9 protein-coding genes are annotated in these 14,413 nt (G+C 39.0%); 7 read left to right on the top strand and 2 right to left on the bottom strand.

Annotated features, from left to right (window positions below; genetic code table 11):
- The first annotated feature begins 204 nt into the window (after positions 1 to 204).
- Positions 205 to 684 (top strand): 23S rRNA (pseudouridine(1915)-N(3))-methyltransferase RlmH, encoded by a 480-nt coding sequence (gene rlmH, locus E6W40_RS20585; protein ID WP_136607485.1) that lies wholly within the window; start codon positions 205 to 207, stop codon positions 682 to 684.
- Between the two features lie 460 nt (positions 685 to 1,144).
- Here rlmH and E6W40_RS20580 read toward each other — a convergent pair whose 3' ends face one another.
- Entirely contained in the window at positions 1,145 to 3,568 is a 2,424-nt protein-coding gene (locus E6W40_RS20580; protein WP_136607484.1) for an ATP-binding protein, read from the bottom strand.
- A 598-nt stretch (positions 3,569 to 4,166) separates the two neighbouring features.
- Between E6W40_RS20580 and E6W40_RS20575 the strand changes: the two genes are divergently transcribed.
- The 4 genes from E6W40_RS20575 (at position 4,167) to E6W40_RS20560 (ending at position 11,580) form a co-directional block, all read left to right on the top strand.
- On the top strand, positions 4,167 to 7,655 hold the full coding sequence (locus E6W40_RS20575; protein ID WP_136607483.1) for an SIR2 family protein: 3,489 nt from the start codon (positions 4,167 to 4,169) through the stop codon (positions 7,653 to 7,655).
- Positions 7,656 to 7,961: 306 nt separating this feature from the next.
- Positions 7,962 to 8,186 carry a hypothetical protein gene (locus tag E6W40_RS20570; protein WP_136607482.1) on the top strand — a complete coding sequence of 75 codons (225 nt, stop codon included), beginning with the start codon at positions 7,962 to 7,964 and terminating at the stop codon, positions 8,184 to 8,186.
- A gap of 502 nt (positions 8,187 to 8,688) precedes the next feature.
- Positions 8,689 to 10,428 carry an ABC-F family ATP-binding cassette domain-containing protein gene (locus E6W40_RS20565; RefSeq protein ID WP_136607481.1) on the top strand — a complete coding sequence of 580 codons (1,740 nt, stop codon included), beginning with the start codon at positions 8,689 to 8,691 and terminating at the stop codon, positions 10,426 to 10,428.
- 279 nt (positions 10,429 to 10,707) lie between these two features.
- A complete protein-coding gene (locus tag E6W40_RS20560) occupies positions 10,708 to 11,580 on the top strand; it encodes an AraC family transcriptional regulator (protein ID WP_136607480.1) in 873 nt (290 codons plus the stop codon).
- Positions 11,581 to 11,782: 202 nt separating this feature from the next.
- Here E6W40_RS20560 and E6W40_RS20555 read toward each other — a convergent pair whose 3' ends face one another.
- Entirely contained in the window at positions 11,783 to 12,250 is a 468-nt protein-coding gene (locus E6W40_RS20555) for a MarR family winged helix-turn-helix transcriptional regulator (protein WP_136607479.1), read from the bottom strand.
- Positions 12,251 to 12,402: 152 nt separating this feature from the next.
- On the opposite strand from E6W40_RS20555, the gene E6W40_RS20550 reads away from it, so the two are divergent.
- Both E6W40_RS20550 and E6W40_RS20545 read left to right on the top strand, forming a co-directional pair.
- Positions 12,403 to 13,461, top strand: a complete 1,059-nt coding sequence (locus E6W40_RS20550) for a WD40/YVTN/BNR-like repeat-containing protein (RefSeq protein ID WP_136607478.1) — start codon at positions 12,403 to 12,405, stop codon at positions 13,459 to 13,461.
- 2 nt (positions 13,462 to 13,463) lie between these two features.
- Positions 13,464 to 14,228 (top strand): SDR family oxidoreductase, encoded by a 765-nt coding sequence (locus tag E6W40_RS20545; RefSeq protein WP_136607477.1) that lies wholly within the window; start codon positions 13,464 to 13,466, stop codon positions 14,226 to 14,228.
- The last annotated feature ends 185 nt before the right edge of the window (positions 14,229 to 14,413 follow it).

Here is a 14,413-nt window from a genome sequence, read left to right as displayed (position 1 = left end):
CACGCTCCTTTTTAATTGCCATGGAAGTGCGGGATGTCGATATCCGTGGTTTTTGCGGGCAAGGGATCAGGAACATGAAAATAAAAATAAGAGGAAGAAGAATTGGCCTATTCCAAGTAGCCCCGGATGGACAGGGATGGAAGGCAACGGAGCTTCCCATAATACAGTACATATCAAGGTTTCATGAACGGAGGACATACGAACATGTTGATTCAATTGATTGGCGTCGGCAAGCTGAAAGAGAAGTATTTGGTGCAGGGCATCCAGGAATACGCCAAGCGGCTGACCCCGTACATCAAATTCCAGATGATCGAGGTCGCGGACGAGAAAGCTCCGGACACCTTGAGCGAAGCCGAGGTGTCGATCGTAAAGGAGCGCGAGGGCGAACGCATTCTCGCGCATGTCAAAGAGAGCGCGCATGTGGTCGCGCTCGCCATCGGCGGCCAGCTGTGGAGCTCGGAAGAGCTGGCTGCCGAACTCGACAAGCTCGGCACGTACGGGACGAGCCATGTCGTGTTCGTGATCGGAGGGAGCCACGGGCTCTCCGATCAGGTGCTGCGCCGCGCCCAGCAGAAGCTGAGCTTCGGGCGCATGACGCTGCCGCATCAGCTGATGCGGCTGGTGCTGACCGAGCAGATTTATCGCGCGGTGAAGATAAATCGGGGGGAACCGTATCATAAGTAGGGCGAAATTATTTCAAGTTTGTGGTGTAATCTTCGGACAGGGGTTCAACTCCCCTCGCCTCCATATGGTAAATCCACAACCTTGAGGTTATGAATTACTATTATTGGGATAAATCGGGAATGCGAAATGAACCAAAGCCACCCGGGATGATGGCTTGGTTCATTTTAAATTACGTGGCACTGTCGCTAACAAAAGAATTGCTCGGGGCTAATCTGGATGGGATGGGTTAGAGCCAATTAACGAAATCATTTAGGTTTAATTTACCTGTAACAGTTACTTTCTTATAATTCTCAGGATGTTTTTGTACGTTCATGGCGACGCGCTCTGACCTCAGGAGCGGGTTTTGAACGGGAGGTTGAAACATTGTCGCTAATAATAGGTAAGTAGGTTTGTATAGTAGTTTGAATTTTGAAGATAGTTTATCAACAAGTTAAGTTTACAATCGGGGAAATCGTTGTTACTAAAATATGCTTAAGGCTTCCATAGCAACTCGGAAACGCTGTATTGTATCGTCATTAATATCCCACAAGGTTGGGTGTACACCTATATCTTCAGCATCATAATGATCTGCATCTGTTCTTCCAGCATTCAAATCATCCATATAAACCTGAAATCTGTTTTTGTTGATATTGATGTTTTCAAATTTTTGTCCAAGGTAATTCCAATTAAGACTAATGATTTTTTTTAAGCTTGAAAAATACATTATGAACTTTTTATGTTCAAATATCTCTTCAAATTTACAAGTGTTTATGTCTAGCCGAGTTCCATAATTTTCATTAGCGGTCACAAATTTTTTCAGAATATTTCGCCCTTCTCGTTCCTTTCCAGTTATATTGTAATAAGTGTAGATATGGGTTTTAAGTTTTTTCTCAAAATTTGCAACGAAGTCTTGCACATATCTTCTTCGTTCATCGTTGTCCATTGTTAATGGATCTTTGGTGCAAACTTCGCATAGATACTCACGAATAGAGTGTATTTTGAATGTAACAAAGGATGTTCCATGATCATACTCAATCAAACCATATTTTTCGAGATGGTCAATCGTTTGAACCTCACTAGCGCCAATTGAATTATAGGCTTGCGGGGAAAGGGCCATTTTTTCCAAAATTATATATTCGTTTTTATAGTAAGTACGAACGTGTTGCAAAACGGTCTCATAAAGACTTCTTCCTGCATTCGAACTGTTGAATTTTATCAATAAATTGTCCACGGTTGCTTGCGATACCTCATAGGTATCGGTATGCGTGCGCATTGATTTTACATTTTCAAATACAAACGCACAAAATTGTCGGATAGCATAGGGTTGTCCTCCGAAAGATTTATTGATTGCAGGATATACGTTGGAAAACCCAATGTCGCTGTATCCTCCAAGAGTATTTATCATGTGTTTTGTATGCTCATCTGTAAAGGCCGGAAGATATGTTTTATATGACTCAGAACAGCTCGTTATCCTTTCATACATGGGATTATCTCCAGATACACCATCAAACGTTATTGTACTGATTTCATTAATTGCAGAATTCACTCCACAAATAATAAGGGAACAACCACAATCTCTTAAGGCGCCCCAAAAACCACAGTAAGCCTCCATACTTTTCCATGCCTGTGTGCTTGCTGTGTTATATGTAATTAGTTCGATTTCATCTATTGCAATTACAAAGGAGTGGTTAGCTCTGCAATACAATTTAACGTCTTCTACAAAACTCAAAGATGCATTTTCTGAAAAATCCTCAAAAGTTCGGTTTAGTTTTAATCTAGACAAATAATCGGTATACGATTCTTCGACACGTTGCTCCATATTGTTGATTTTTTCTTTAATTCTGCGAGATATGAAATATAAAGCCGCCTTCCACGAACTGGAATTCTGCAATTCAGAACGAGATTCTATTTTAATATATTTTATATTTTCTTTATCCAACCTTCGTAGCGAAGCGTTAAGAACCGATGTTTTGCCACTACGTCTTAGCCCAAAAATTCCGGAATTGCCACCCTGGCGGCATCTCTCAACAATTGCATCGGCAATTTTCCCGCGATCTCCAAATAGAAGATTATCTTCTTCGATAGCCGTGCTTTCGCCCAACATGTTATTCTCGAAATGATATTCGGCAAAGCGATTTAAGATTAAGTCTTTTAATGCCTCATTTGTTTTGCATCCTAATATTTCATCAAATGAAAAAGGAATTATTGCTGCCATTGGTTTACCTTTTATAGAACCGTCAATTCTATTTTTTAGTCCATCAGCATTGCTGACCAACATGTAAAAATTGGGGAGGGGATTGCGGTCGACAACTTCTTTTAACTTCCTAATTTCACGCTCTGCTTTCAATGTTCTATCCTGCCAATCACGACTGTCAAAATGTGAAAAAACCAACAAAAATTCACGTTGCCCTCTCACATATCTCTTCAAGATTTCTGTAGTTCCAAGCAGAGCAAACGGATAACGATCTCCTTTATCCATATCAAAATGATCAATTTTTGACACATATAACAAATTACTTAATTTATCTAGTATTACATCCTCTCTCGCTTCTTTCTTTAAATGCTGCGTATATACTGAAGACTTATTCCTTGCTATATGTTTTACAAAGCCTTTTCTGAAGAAATGAATTTCCCCAGACCCAGTGTGTGAATTTTTTTCGTTAATAGTAAAACTCACTGTAGCGGGATATATGTTTTCTGCGCGGTCATTATTCTTATTTGACCGAACAGGCGTAAAAGTAATAGAATCTCCATTGCTAAATTTATTTATTCCGTTACTTTCAAGTGGGAAAGAATATTTATCAAAATAATAAGATTTATTATCTTCACCGTTGATGAATCCAAATTTATAGGCTTCATTATTAGGATTTGTTTTTTCAATTATAGTCTTTATTTCCCCCAACATTTGCACTCGCTCCTTAATAATGTAAATGCTATCATTCTATTATTATAGTGTAGAATGATTTCGTAAGTAAACGTCAACATCACCCTAATTTCGGCAAAGAACGAGAAATGTTGGAGGAGGTTAGTTTGGTTGTTCATTTCCTTGGAGTTATCCACCCTCAACTAACGACAAGAGCGCCCGAAAGTAGCTGTCGCTACAGATATTTAACATGCCTCATATTTCGATGAAGCACGCTCTGACTTGTAGTCTCTCTTTCAAATATCAACTAGAATATAGAAAAGAAATGATTTCGATGACTGGCTCCAAGTGTTAACATGCAAGTGAGGGTGGCGTTAACTTCACAACAGTGCGATCTGGACTATTGGCAAGATTTTGTATCCTGAATGTTAAATTATGCCACCTCCCCAAACATCCTAAGCATCACGCGCATAACCCCTTTTCACGAAATCAGGGAACTAATGTTTAGTGCTCTGGTTTTTTTCGCCCTATAGTTGTTAAGCTGAACCGCATCATAAGTAGGGCTAAAGAAATTGAAATTGCTAATCTTTTACAATAATATTTATAATACTATTAAGAAACATTAAGGAGGCGGAAGTTTATGAACGCTCATATTATTGATGCATTGAAGAAAAACAAGCTTATTTTATTCATAGGATCAGGTTTTTCAAAACCTCTAGGATTTCCTGATTGGAACGGCCTTATCACAAAAATACTTAGTGAAATCTCAAGAGAAGAAACGAAGTATCAAGTTTTAATCGATGGGTTAGCATCTAATATGTTTAGTTCCTTAGAAGTTCTAGATAAAATTAAAGATAAGAAAAAAGATATATATAGTGTTCTAGATAAAGAAATTGATAGACCTTTGAATAACATGAATCTTGAGCTTCATAAGAAGGTAGGTAGAGTTTCGTCTAAAATAATTACTACCAATTATGACCGGCTTCTTGAAGAAGCTACAAAGTATAAAAAGATTGTTTTCGACAATACATATCATATAGCCAACATCTCAGAAATTGATAATTTTATACTAAAATTACATGGATGTATAGAAAGTCCAGATAAATGCATTTTGTTTCAAGATGATTATGAGGAGCTTTATTCCGAAACTCCTGCAATTGAAAAGTTGAGAAGTTTGATTTCAGATCACACTATACTTTTTATAGGGTTTAGTTTGTCAGACGAGTATGTAAGAAAACAATTTGATTACATTTATAATATCTATAAAGGATATACTAAAAATCATTATCTTCTAACTACTGATAAAAACACAAATTTTGATGGTGTATCATCTATAGTAATTGACAGTTGGAGTGAAATAGAAGTTTTTTTTGATCAGCTAATTGAGGCTAAAGAAAATATCTTACAAACGAGTGCAGCGATAGAGGTAATTAATGAGGGAGGAAACATTACAGATATTAAAGAAAAAACTTATCCGTTAGAAATGAAATTTGCTCTATTAATAAGTGCTCCAATAGATAGGGAGGACAGGTACACATTTGAAGAAGTATTAAAATACTTTGCTAAATACAACGTAATAGTTGATTGTTTCCATTTATCAATTGATACACTTCATAATATAGAAGACTATGATTATATATTGGTTTTTACAAATATAATCAAAAATAAACTACTAATAGAAGATCAATATTTAAAAAGCAAGCTTATATCTCTTCAAGAATTTGAAGGGAATTTAATGATAGAAAAGTTAAAAGGACTGTTTATTTTTGTAGATAAAGAACCATCCTTGGATTCAGAAAATATTACTTTACCAATCACGTTGTTATTACTAAATGAATTAAACAGTTTTGTGTTTAAAATTTTTCAAAAAAAATCATTGAATTTACTTAATGAGAAGAGTCAAATTATTAATATTGATCTATTCAATCTTACTTCACTAACCAAAGGCAATTCAAAAATTAAGATGTTAAGTGAGGAAGGAAAGGTAAAATTATCTCAAAATATTGATGCAAAGAATCTAATAAATTTTATTGGTAGGAAAACTGACTTAGAAGATATTATTAGAAAAATAATAGATACCACTAAACAGATACTAACAATAAAGGGGTCTGGTGGTATAGGCAAAACATCCATCGTAAAAAAAGTTGCGTTAGAATTATATGCAAGAGGGTATTTCAATGATGGGATTAATTTCATAGATTGTGAGTCTATTAAGAACTATCAGTCATTTGAATATAAACTGGCACAATGTTTTGATTTAGATAGCTCATTAAATTTGAAGGATCATATTTCAGATAATAACATGAGAAAAAACGCATTGATTATTTTAGATAATTTTGAGCCATTACTTTATATTGAGGATAATGATTTAATAAAAAATCTAATAACCTTTATATGCGACTACTCCAATGTAGTAATTACTTCAAGGGAATGGATTGGATTTGAATTTGAGGAAGGACACGAATTAAGAGCATTTACAAACGAAGAAGCATTCCAATTATTTACCAAATATTATAAATCAGCAATTTCTGAGTTTGATACAAAAATACTTAAGGAAGAGATTCTGGATAAATTACTTAATAACAATCCACTTGCTATTAAATTAATAACAAAAAATATTCCAAAGACTAAAAGTATGACCCAGTTAAAAAATGAACTTGAAACTAATTTTTTCACCATTACTGAGGCGGGATACAATGATATTTTCGATGGAAAAGTTGATGCTAATATCGAACGTTCGAAATCTTTATATCAATCCATAGCTTATTCATTTAACAAACTATTGCCAAATGAAAAGCTTCTTTTTGAGATACTATCATTATTTCCGGATGGTATCCACATGAATAATATAAGAGCTTTTTTTTCACAAGGAGAATATAAATGGGACTCTAAAAAGGTAACTGATAAAGAAATCACTGCTCTAGAAAATAAATCTCTAATTGAAATAAACAAGGGCTTCATAGAACTTCAATCTATTTTAGGTAGATTTGCTGGCCATGAATTTCTTAAGAGGTCAGACAAAGAAAAAATAGATTATTATCAAAGAGCATTTAATTTAAATGCTTATCTAATAGAAATGCTACGTTCTCGAAAAGAGGGGATGGATTCATGGCACTTGCAAGTGTTTGATCAAAATATTGGAAATAACTTGAAATGCCTAGACTATTTATTCGAGTTTGAAGGAGATAAGCGTAAAAAACTTGACTATATTGATAGTATCGATATTTATTTTAATATTACAGAACAAGCTGAGGAATTTCATAAAAAACTAGAGAAAATAAAGCATAACTTCAGTGATATTGAAAATGCTGAACTGTACTTGAGTTGTCTAATTATTAATTCAAGGTATTATGCGGGTGACTTTGAAAATGCTTATATAGAATTATCAAAGTTGTTACCAATTGAGAAATTATATTCACTCGATATTAATGTCCCTTTGGAAAAGAAAATAATGTCTACTGCAATGAATGTATATAATTATAGTAATTACGGAGAAATAAGGAAATTAATTATTAGTAAAGGCTATGATTATCCTGAATTTTTATTTGCAATGTTATTTCATGCAGGCGAGTACACAAAGTCTTTGGATTTGAAAATTACCGAAGGCGAATTCTATTTATTTGAAATACAGTATAATACGAATTCAATAGATAAAGACCGCCTTGAGGAATACATAGGCAGTTTATATAAAAAGCGATACGCCGAAATAATGCAAACTAATTATATAAAAGCAAAATTAGGAGAGATAGATAAGAAGACTGTGGATAAGTTAGTAGTAACAAATCCATATACTCAAGGTTTAAAATCATTAATGTATGCTTTTTTGGAAAATGATACTGCGTCCGCAAGAAGCTTCTACCTAAACGCAATTAAAAATTTGGAACATATAAAATATTATTATATTGAAGCAATATATTATTACTCGAAATTTCTACTGAGTTTGGAAATAGGTGAGGGTAATGAATGGTTAAGAAAAGGAAAGGAATTAGCGAGAATAAATCATTATAGAGTGTTAATCCATAAATTCGATTGTTTAATACTCGGAATTGACGAAAATTACGACGAGGAAAAGTATGTTTTACCTAATGATTTAATAATTGACGAACTTTTAGCAATCAATAAACAATAGGTTTGTAATATTTCGGATAATTAGTTTCTAGGTCCATATCCTGGTTGATGTACATCACTCGAAAGGGAAATATACTATGGAAGAATTGATATTAACATGAATCATGCTAATGGTGAAGATAAGTATTATTTCAATTAGATAACCCTAATCGGGGATAATAGATGCTACTCTTACAAGTGGGAATATAGAAGATATCGCTGTGATTCCTTGTGGACAACCATTTTTAACTGATACGGATTTAGATAATATCGACAGCATTCATAGTACTGGAACTCTTAAGGACTAAACTCAAGGAGATTAAAAACTATGAAATTACCAAAAAGAACATTGTTATTTACTATTGCTGCTATTTCTATGGCCTTTTCTTCAACCAGTTCGTCATTTGCTGAGGGATATTATTATTATAAAGGAGCTGAAAAGAACCAGGTTGTTAAGAGCAATTCCCTAACTCCATGGACATCAAAGGATATTGGTGGTTCAAGTGTTGTGGCTTGTGTTCCCTCTTATTACAGATTACAATTATTTCCATGATATCCCTAAGAAGAGGGTAGTCCTACAAGGAGGAGTTGATTGTATGAGCGAGTTTGACATGTCTTCCGAGAAGGAGTCACCTTGCCATTATGTAGATGATACGGTGAACCGTATCACAAGTAGGGCGAAATTTTCTACAGATGATCTCTCTTTCCGGAGTATTGAGTTGCTCTTATGGTAGCATCCTTTCACTGCTAACGGCGAACGATAGTCGAACAAATCGATATCAAAGAAAGGGCCATTTCGCAAAGGATGGCCCTAAAAAACTTGCCGTTACAGACAGCGCGGTGAACCATATCACAAGTAAAAACTCGGAGCCTTGAGGCTTTAGCAAATTCAGCTCTAATAGTTAGCGAAGGAAATTCCAAAGCAAGAGTAAAACCTACAAATCAATTGTACTCCCCACCAAACAGTGTTAATCTGAAAATCGGCAACCTTAAGTTTACACGCTGCCGCGCACCCCACAATACCCGCCGTTATGGCGATTCAGAAAGGTAACACCATGATTAAAATAGATAACCTATCCTTCTCTTTCCCGCAAAAAGAACTCTATCAAAACATTTCCTTCACGCTCGAAGAAGGCCAACACTGCGCCTTTATCGGCACGAGCGGCAGCGGGAAAAGTACACTGATTGAGATGCTGTTGGACCCGGAAAGACATTTGTTCGAGGGCAAGCTGGAGATCGACCCGGATTGTAGAATCGGGTACGTCAGTCAGTTCTCGCAGGTGGACAAAACGAAAGAAATGACCGTTTTTGAATATATCGGGAAAGACTTTATCAAGATCCAGGACGAACTCACCGCGATTTATGCTGAGATGGAAACCACGTCGGATATGGATTCGCTGATGGAAAAGTATCAATCGGCGTTGGACGAACTCGATGCCATAGGCGGGGATGATTTCGAAAGCACGATTAATAAGCAGCTGAATCTCGCCAATCTGATGAAGCTGAAAGACGCCAGAGTATCTTCCTTGAGCGGCGGGGAATTCAAGCTGATTCAAGTTATGAAGGAAATGCTCGGCAGCCCGGACTTAATGATCATGGACGAACCGGACGTGTTTTTGGATTTTGAAAACCTCAATGCGCTCAAAAAATTGATCAATTCCCATAAAGGCATGCTGCTGGTCGTTACGCACAACCGCTATCTGTTGAATCATTGCTTCAATAAAATCATCCACCTCGAAAACATGGAGATCCAGGAGTTTGATGGGCGGTATATCGATTATAACTTCTCGCTGCTTCAGACCAAGATCGAGCTGCAAGAAATCGCGATCGCCGAAGCCGAAGAAATCGAGCGATACGATCACATCATCGATAATCTTAGAGAGATCGCAACGAATGTTGCAGACGCGTCTAGAGGAAGGGCGTTAAAAGCCAGAGTTAAGTTTCAGGAAAGATTGGAAGCACGCCGAATCAAAGCGCCGTTTGTCGAGATCAATCAGCCGAATATTCGTTTTGATCTGGACCTTGAAGGGGAAGACGCCACTGTTATAAAGGTTGCTAATTACAGCGTCGCCTTCGACGAGTTGCTTCTGCACAACGTTAATTTCGAGATCCAATCTACAGATAAAGTCGCGATCATCGGCCCGAACGGCACAGGGAAAACGACTTTGCTCCGCGAAATCTTCAAAAACAACGATGACTCCATCGAAATCAATGCAGATGTGAAAGTGGCTTATTTATCACAGCTTCAAGACGAAACGCTAAAAGACTCGAATACGATTCTTAATGAATTCATCGACGCAGGATTCAAAACGTATGACGAGATTAGAGCGTATCTTGCGAATTACGGCTTTGAAGACGAAATCCTGGATCAGAAGATCCAATCATTATCCGGTGGAGAAAAAAACATGCTTCAACTGGCTAAAGTCGCTGGTAGTCAAGCCGACCTGCTGCTGCTTGACGAACCGACCAGCCATTTGGACCTCTATGCGCAGATTGCACTGGAGAAAGCCATCGAAGACTACAAAGGCGCGATTTTGATGATTTCCCACGATTTCTATTCAGTCGTAAACGGCATGGATTATGTGCTAATCATTGACGACAAGACGATTAGAAAAATGAGTATGCGCAAATTCAGACAGATGATCTACGCGAGTCATTTTGATAAAGACTATTTGGAAAACGAACAAAAGAAAAAGGCCGTCGAAATGCAGATCGAATTAGCTTTGAAGAATACGGATTTTGAAACGGCAAAAGGCTTGGCCGACGAGCTGGAAGGCATCATAAAGCAGCTTTAAACGGCAACGCTCATGGTGACGGTAGAAAAAGGCCAAAGAAGACACTGATGAATAATATCTCAGTGTCTTTTTACTGCATACTTATTGAATTCACTATGGACTGGTATAATTTATTGAGGAATAGCCCGTATATTGCAAAAATTCGCCGTTAGAGTGTTACGCCGAGCCCTACCATAAGTGACGGCAAGTTTTTTTATGTAACCCTACAAAAGTGTGCATGAGATGTCGGATGGATACTTTTTAATTCTGCTATTCTGTACCTGAAGGGAGGTCATTCATATGGATGGGCTTGCAACTCTGAATAGGGCTTTACAATATATTGAGGAAAACCTTGCCGGGGACATGGATTTGAAGGAAGCAGCTAGGCTTGCTTGCTGTTCCGAATACCATTTTTCAAGAATGTTCTCGTTCCTTGCAGGCATTACGTTATCGGAATATATCCGCCGAAGACGCTTAACGCTTGCGGCATTTGAACTTCAAGCCGGTAATGTGCGAATCCTTGATATGGCGGTGAAATACGGCTATGGCTCTGCAGACGCGTTTTCTAGAGCCTTTCAAGGCTTGCACGGATTCACGCCTTCTTCGGTAAAATCTCATTCCGCATCGTTAAAAGCCTATCCACCAATGACCTTCCAATTAACCATTCAGGGAGGAAGCGCTATGAATTACCGTATTGTAGAGAAGGGCCCTTTCCGAATCGTGGGCATCACGAGAAAGGTACCCATCCAGTTTCATGGTGTGAATTCGGAAATTGAGTCCATGGCGAGAAGCTTAACGCCGGAGGACATTGCGCAGCTGAAGACACTCTCGGATATAGAACCACGGGGAATAGTTCAAGCCTCTGTGAATTTCTCGGAGGGGCGTATGGAGGAGAAGGGAACAGTCGATCACTATATCGGCGTTGCTACCAGTAAGGAATGTCCCGAGCAGTTTACGGAATTGGAGGTTTCGGAAGCGACCTGGGCTATATTCGAAGCAGTCGGTCCTTTCCCGGAAACGTTGCAGAATATCTGGGGACGGATTTATTCAGAGTGGTTCCCCTCAGCGAGTTACGAGCTGGCTAGAGGGCCGGAGATGGTTTGGAATGAGAGCAAGGATTTTTCCTCCCCCACATTCCGTAGCGAAATTTGGATACCTGTAATCATGAAATAAGACTTGCATATATCAAGCGGGAAAGGAAAAAATAATTTCAGAGAGAACCTCATTCTGGGGTTCTCTCTATTTTGCATTCATTTAACTTGCCGTTACAGACAGCTTGGAGAGCCGTACCACAAGTAGGGCGAATAATCATGTTGCGGGCCGTGGCGCGGAATTGATGATGAGCGTGTGATGTGAGGAATAACAGAGCCTCGCATTATCTATTCCTATTTTGAGTAAGCTGATTCAGATGTTGTATCAGTTGCTTACGTGAGTCAATCGATATTCCTTCAAATATTTCTTCTGCAGCTTGTTCCATGATAAGTCGTGCTTTCTCGATGATTGGGAGTGCTTCATCCGTCAACTTCACCAACGTTGCCCGACGGTCATTGGGATCCGGCATCCGCATAAGCAAATTTTGTCCTTCTAAGGTATCTACATACTGTGTCATGACCCGAGCTTCAACGCCCAGATTTTTTGCCAAATCACTCATTCGAATGTTCCCAAATTGAGAAACATCCAAAAGTACGCGCAAACGTGGTCCAGTTAAGTAGGAGGGTAATCCCAAAGTCGATAACCGTCTTTCGAAATCACGATGAACTTGGTGTGTTGTCTTAATTAGGGTTTGCAGCACAAAGGCTGCGGAAGCAGAGTTTGCTGGGAAAGGGAAATCTGAACTGCTCATACAAAATCTCCTTGACTTTTTATGATTTACTGATCATAATCAACATCGACATAAAAATACTGATCATAGTCAATATAATTAAGATCTGTATCTGTAGTTTAACCTAACTAGAAAACGATGACAAACATAACTTTTCGTAAGGAGAGAACGAGATGAAACGATTTTTTTTATGCATGTCAGAGGAACTAATAGTTGTGGATGAATTAACTACGAAGTACGAGGCCCAGACTCACCCACTGGTTTTAAATCCTGTATGTATCGCTGTCGATCCTTTTATGGCAAACCGCCTTTATTGTGGAACAGATGGATATGGTCTATGGATGAGCGATGACGGGGGTGGCAGTTGGAGAAGGATTGGAGAAGACATCTCGGAAACGATCTTCACTTCGGTTTTCGTTAGCTCGATCAGAAAAGACGGAAATCATGGAAGGGTCTATGTAGGAACAGAGCGAAGTGCCTTATTTTATTCCATCGATGGCGGCCAAACTTGGATGGAATGGGAAGAAATCAAAGCATTACCCTCTTATTCGAACTGGTCGTTTCCTCCACATCCCCAAACCCATAATGTTCGCATGATTGCGGAGGATCCGTCCAATGGACATATATACGCTTCCATCGAAGCAGGAGCAACGATTAAAACTCGAAATGGGGGCGAGCACTGGCTGGATACAAAAGAGGGGAATCCTTTAGACGCTCATACAGTATTAACTCATCCAAAGGCACCCAATCGTATCTATGCAGCGTGCAGCGACGGTGTAGATCAACCAGGAAGGAGTGTGTTAGTGAGTTACGATGGTGGTGAGACATGGATACCCTTTAGCGATGGATTAGAACATCGATATATGTTTAGCATGGTAGTCAGTAAAGTTGATCCGGATATGATGCTTGTTTCCGCCTCTGCTGCTGCAAGAAATGCTTTAGACCCTTCCGTTGCCGAATCTTATATTTATCGTAAAGAAAAAAATCAGCCGTGGAAAAGGGTTGAACAGGGCTTGCCCGTTGCGAAAGGGACAATGATTTCAAATATAGCAGAGGACCCGTGTGATACCGACACTTTTTATGCATTGAATAATCGAGGACTTTTTAGGTCCTTGGATGGCGGAAAAACTTGGACCGCACTACCTGTTGATTGGAATATGGAGCATTTGCAACATGCGCCACAAAGGAGACATCGCAGCGCGTTGTTGGTTATCGATTGGAGAGGAGAATAAAAATGAATCGACTAAAGGGAAAAGTTGCGCTGGTGACAGGGGGAAGTAGGGGGATCGGTCGAGAAATCTCATTACGACTAGCAAGAGAAGGTGCAATGGTTGCGGTTCATTATGGAAGTAAGCAGGATGCCGCAAGGGATGTGGTGGAGACTATAATAGCGAATGGAGGCGAAGCATTCCCAATCGGTGCCAACCTGGGCTCGGTTGCCGGAGTTATTCAACTCGTTCAATTGCTTGATGAGGAACTCAAGGATCGAACCAGTGATATTCACTATGACATACTTGTCAACAATGCGGGTATCGGTATACCAGAATCGTTTGAAGAAACGACAGAAATAGCCTACGATGAAATATTTGCAGTTAACGTCAAGGCGCCATTCTTTTTAGTTCAACAGTCGCTCTCTCGATTGCGCGATGAAGGGCGTATAATCAATATTTCTTCGGGTGTTACAAGGGTTGCCTACCCGTCTATTATGGCCTATAGCTTAACAAAAGGAGCAATCAATACCTTCACTCTTCATCTTGCAAAACTGCTTGGTTCTCGAGGGATCACGGTAAATGCAGTTTTACCCGGCATGGTTAGAACCGACATGAATGCGGACTTTCTTGATTCCCCAGAAGCGCAAAAACTCCCTGCCGACATGGTTGCTCTTGGACGAATGGGAGAACCCTCCGATATTGCCGATGTTGTCGCGTTTCTTGCATCCCGGGATGGCCGTTTCGTCACAGCCCAATTGCTTGATGCGACAGGGGGATCTCATTTGTAGTCATTAAATAATCAGAGAAGATAAAGGGTTCTACACGACCCAAAGGAGCTGCCGCGGCAAGCTCCTTTCGTATTTTCGCCGTTATGCACGTTAAGCTGAACCGTATCATAAGTAGGGCGAAGTTCAGGTGCATTTTGAGATCGGAGCAGAACATAAGGCTAGAGTCGATGTTATTCGTACTCTTG

Source organism: Paenibacillus dokdonensis, assembly GCF_004916975.1.
Lineage (GTDB): Bacteria > Bacillota > Bacilli > Paenibacillales > Paenibacillaceae > Paenibacillus_AQ > Paenibacillus_AQ dokdonensis.
This window is presented reverse-complemented; position numbering and strand designations above follow the sequence as displayed.

Bases quoted from the DNA above. Each gene is read 5' to 3' on its own strand.
- E6W40_RS20565 (WP_136607481.1), top strand. From the start codon at position 8,689: ATGATTAAAATAGATAACCTATCCTTCTCTTTCCCGCAAAAAGAACTC.
- rlmH (WP_136607485.1), top strand. From the start codon at position 205: ATGTTGATTCAATTGATTGGCGTCGGCAAGCTGAAAGAGAAGTATTTG.
- E6W40_RS20580 (WP_136607484.1), bottom strand. From the start codon at position 3,568: ATGTTGGGGGAAATAAAGACTATAATTGAAAAAACAAATCCTAATAAT.
- E6W40_RS20570 (WP_136607482.1), top strand. From the start codon at position 7,962: ATGAAATTACCAAAAAGAACATTGTTATTTACTATTGCTGCTATTTCT.
- E6W40_RS20555 (WP_136607479.1), bottom strand. From the start codon at position 12,250: ATGAGCAGTTCAGATTTCCCTTTCCCAGCAAACTCTGCTTCCGCAGCC.
- E6W40_RS20575 (WP_136607483.1), top strand. From the start codon at position 4,167: ATGAACGCTCATATTATTGATGCATTGAAGAAAAACAAGCTTATTTTA.
- E6W40_RS20560 (WP_136607480.1), top strand. From the start codon at position 10,708: ATGGATGGGCTTGCAACTCTGAATAGGGCTTTACAATATATTGAGGAA.
- E6W40_RS20545 (WP_136607477.1), top strand. From the start codon at position 13,464: ATGAATCGACTAAAGGGAAAAGTTGCGCTGGTGACAGGGGGAAGTAGG.
- E6W40_RS20550 (WP_136607478.1), top strand. From the start codon at position 12,403: ATGAAACGATTTTTTTTATGCATGTCAGAGGAACTAATAGTTGTGGAT.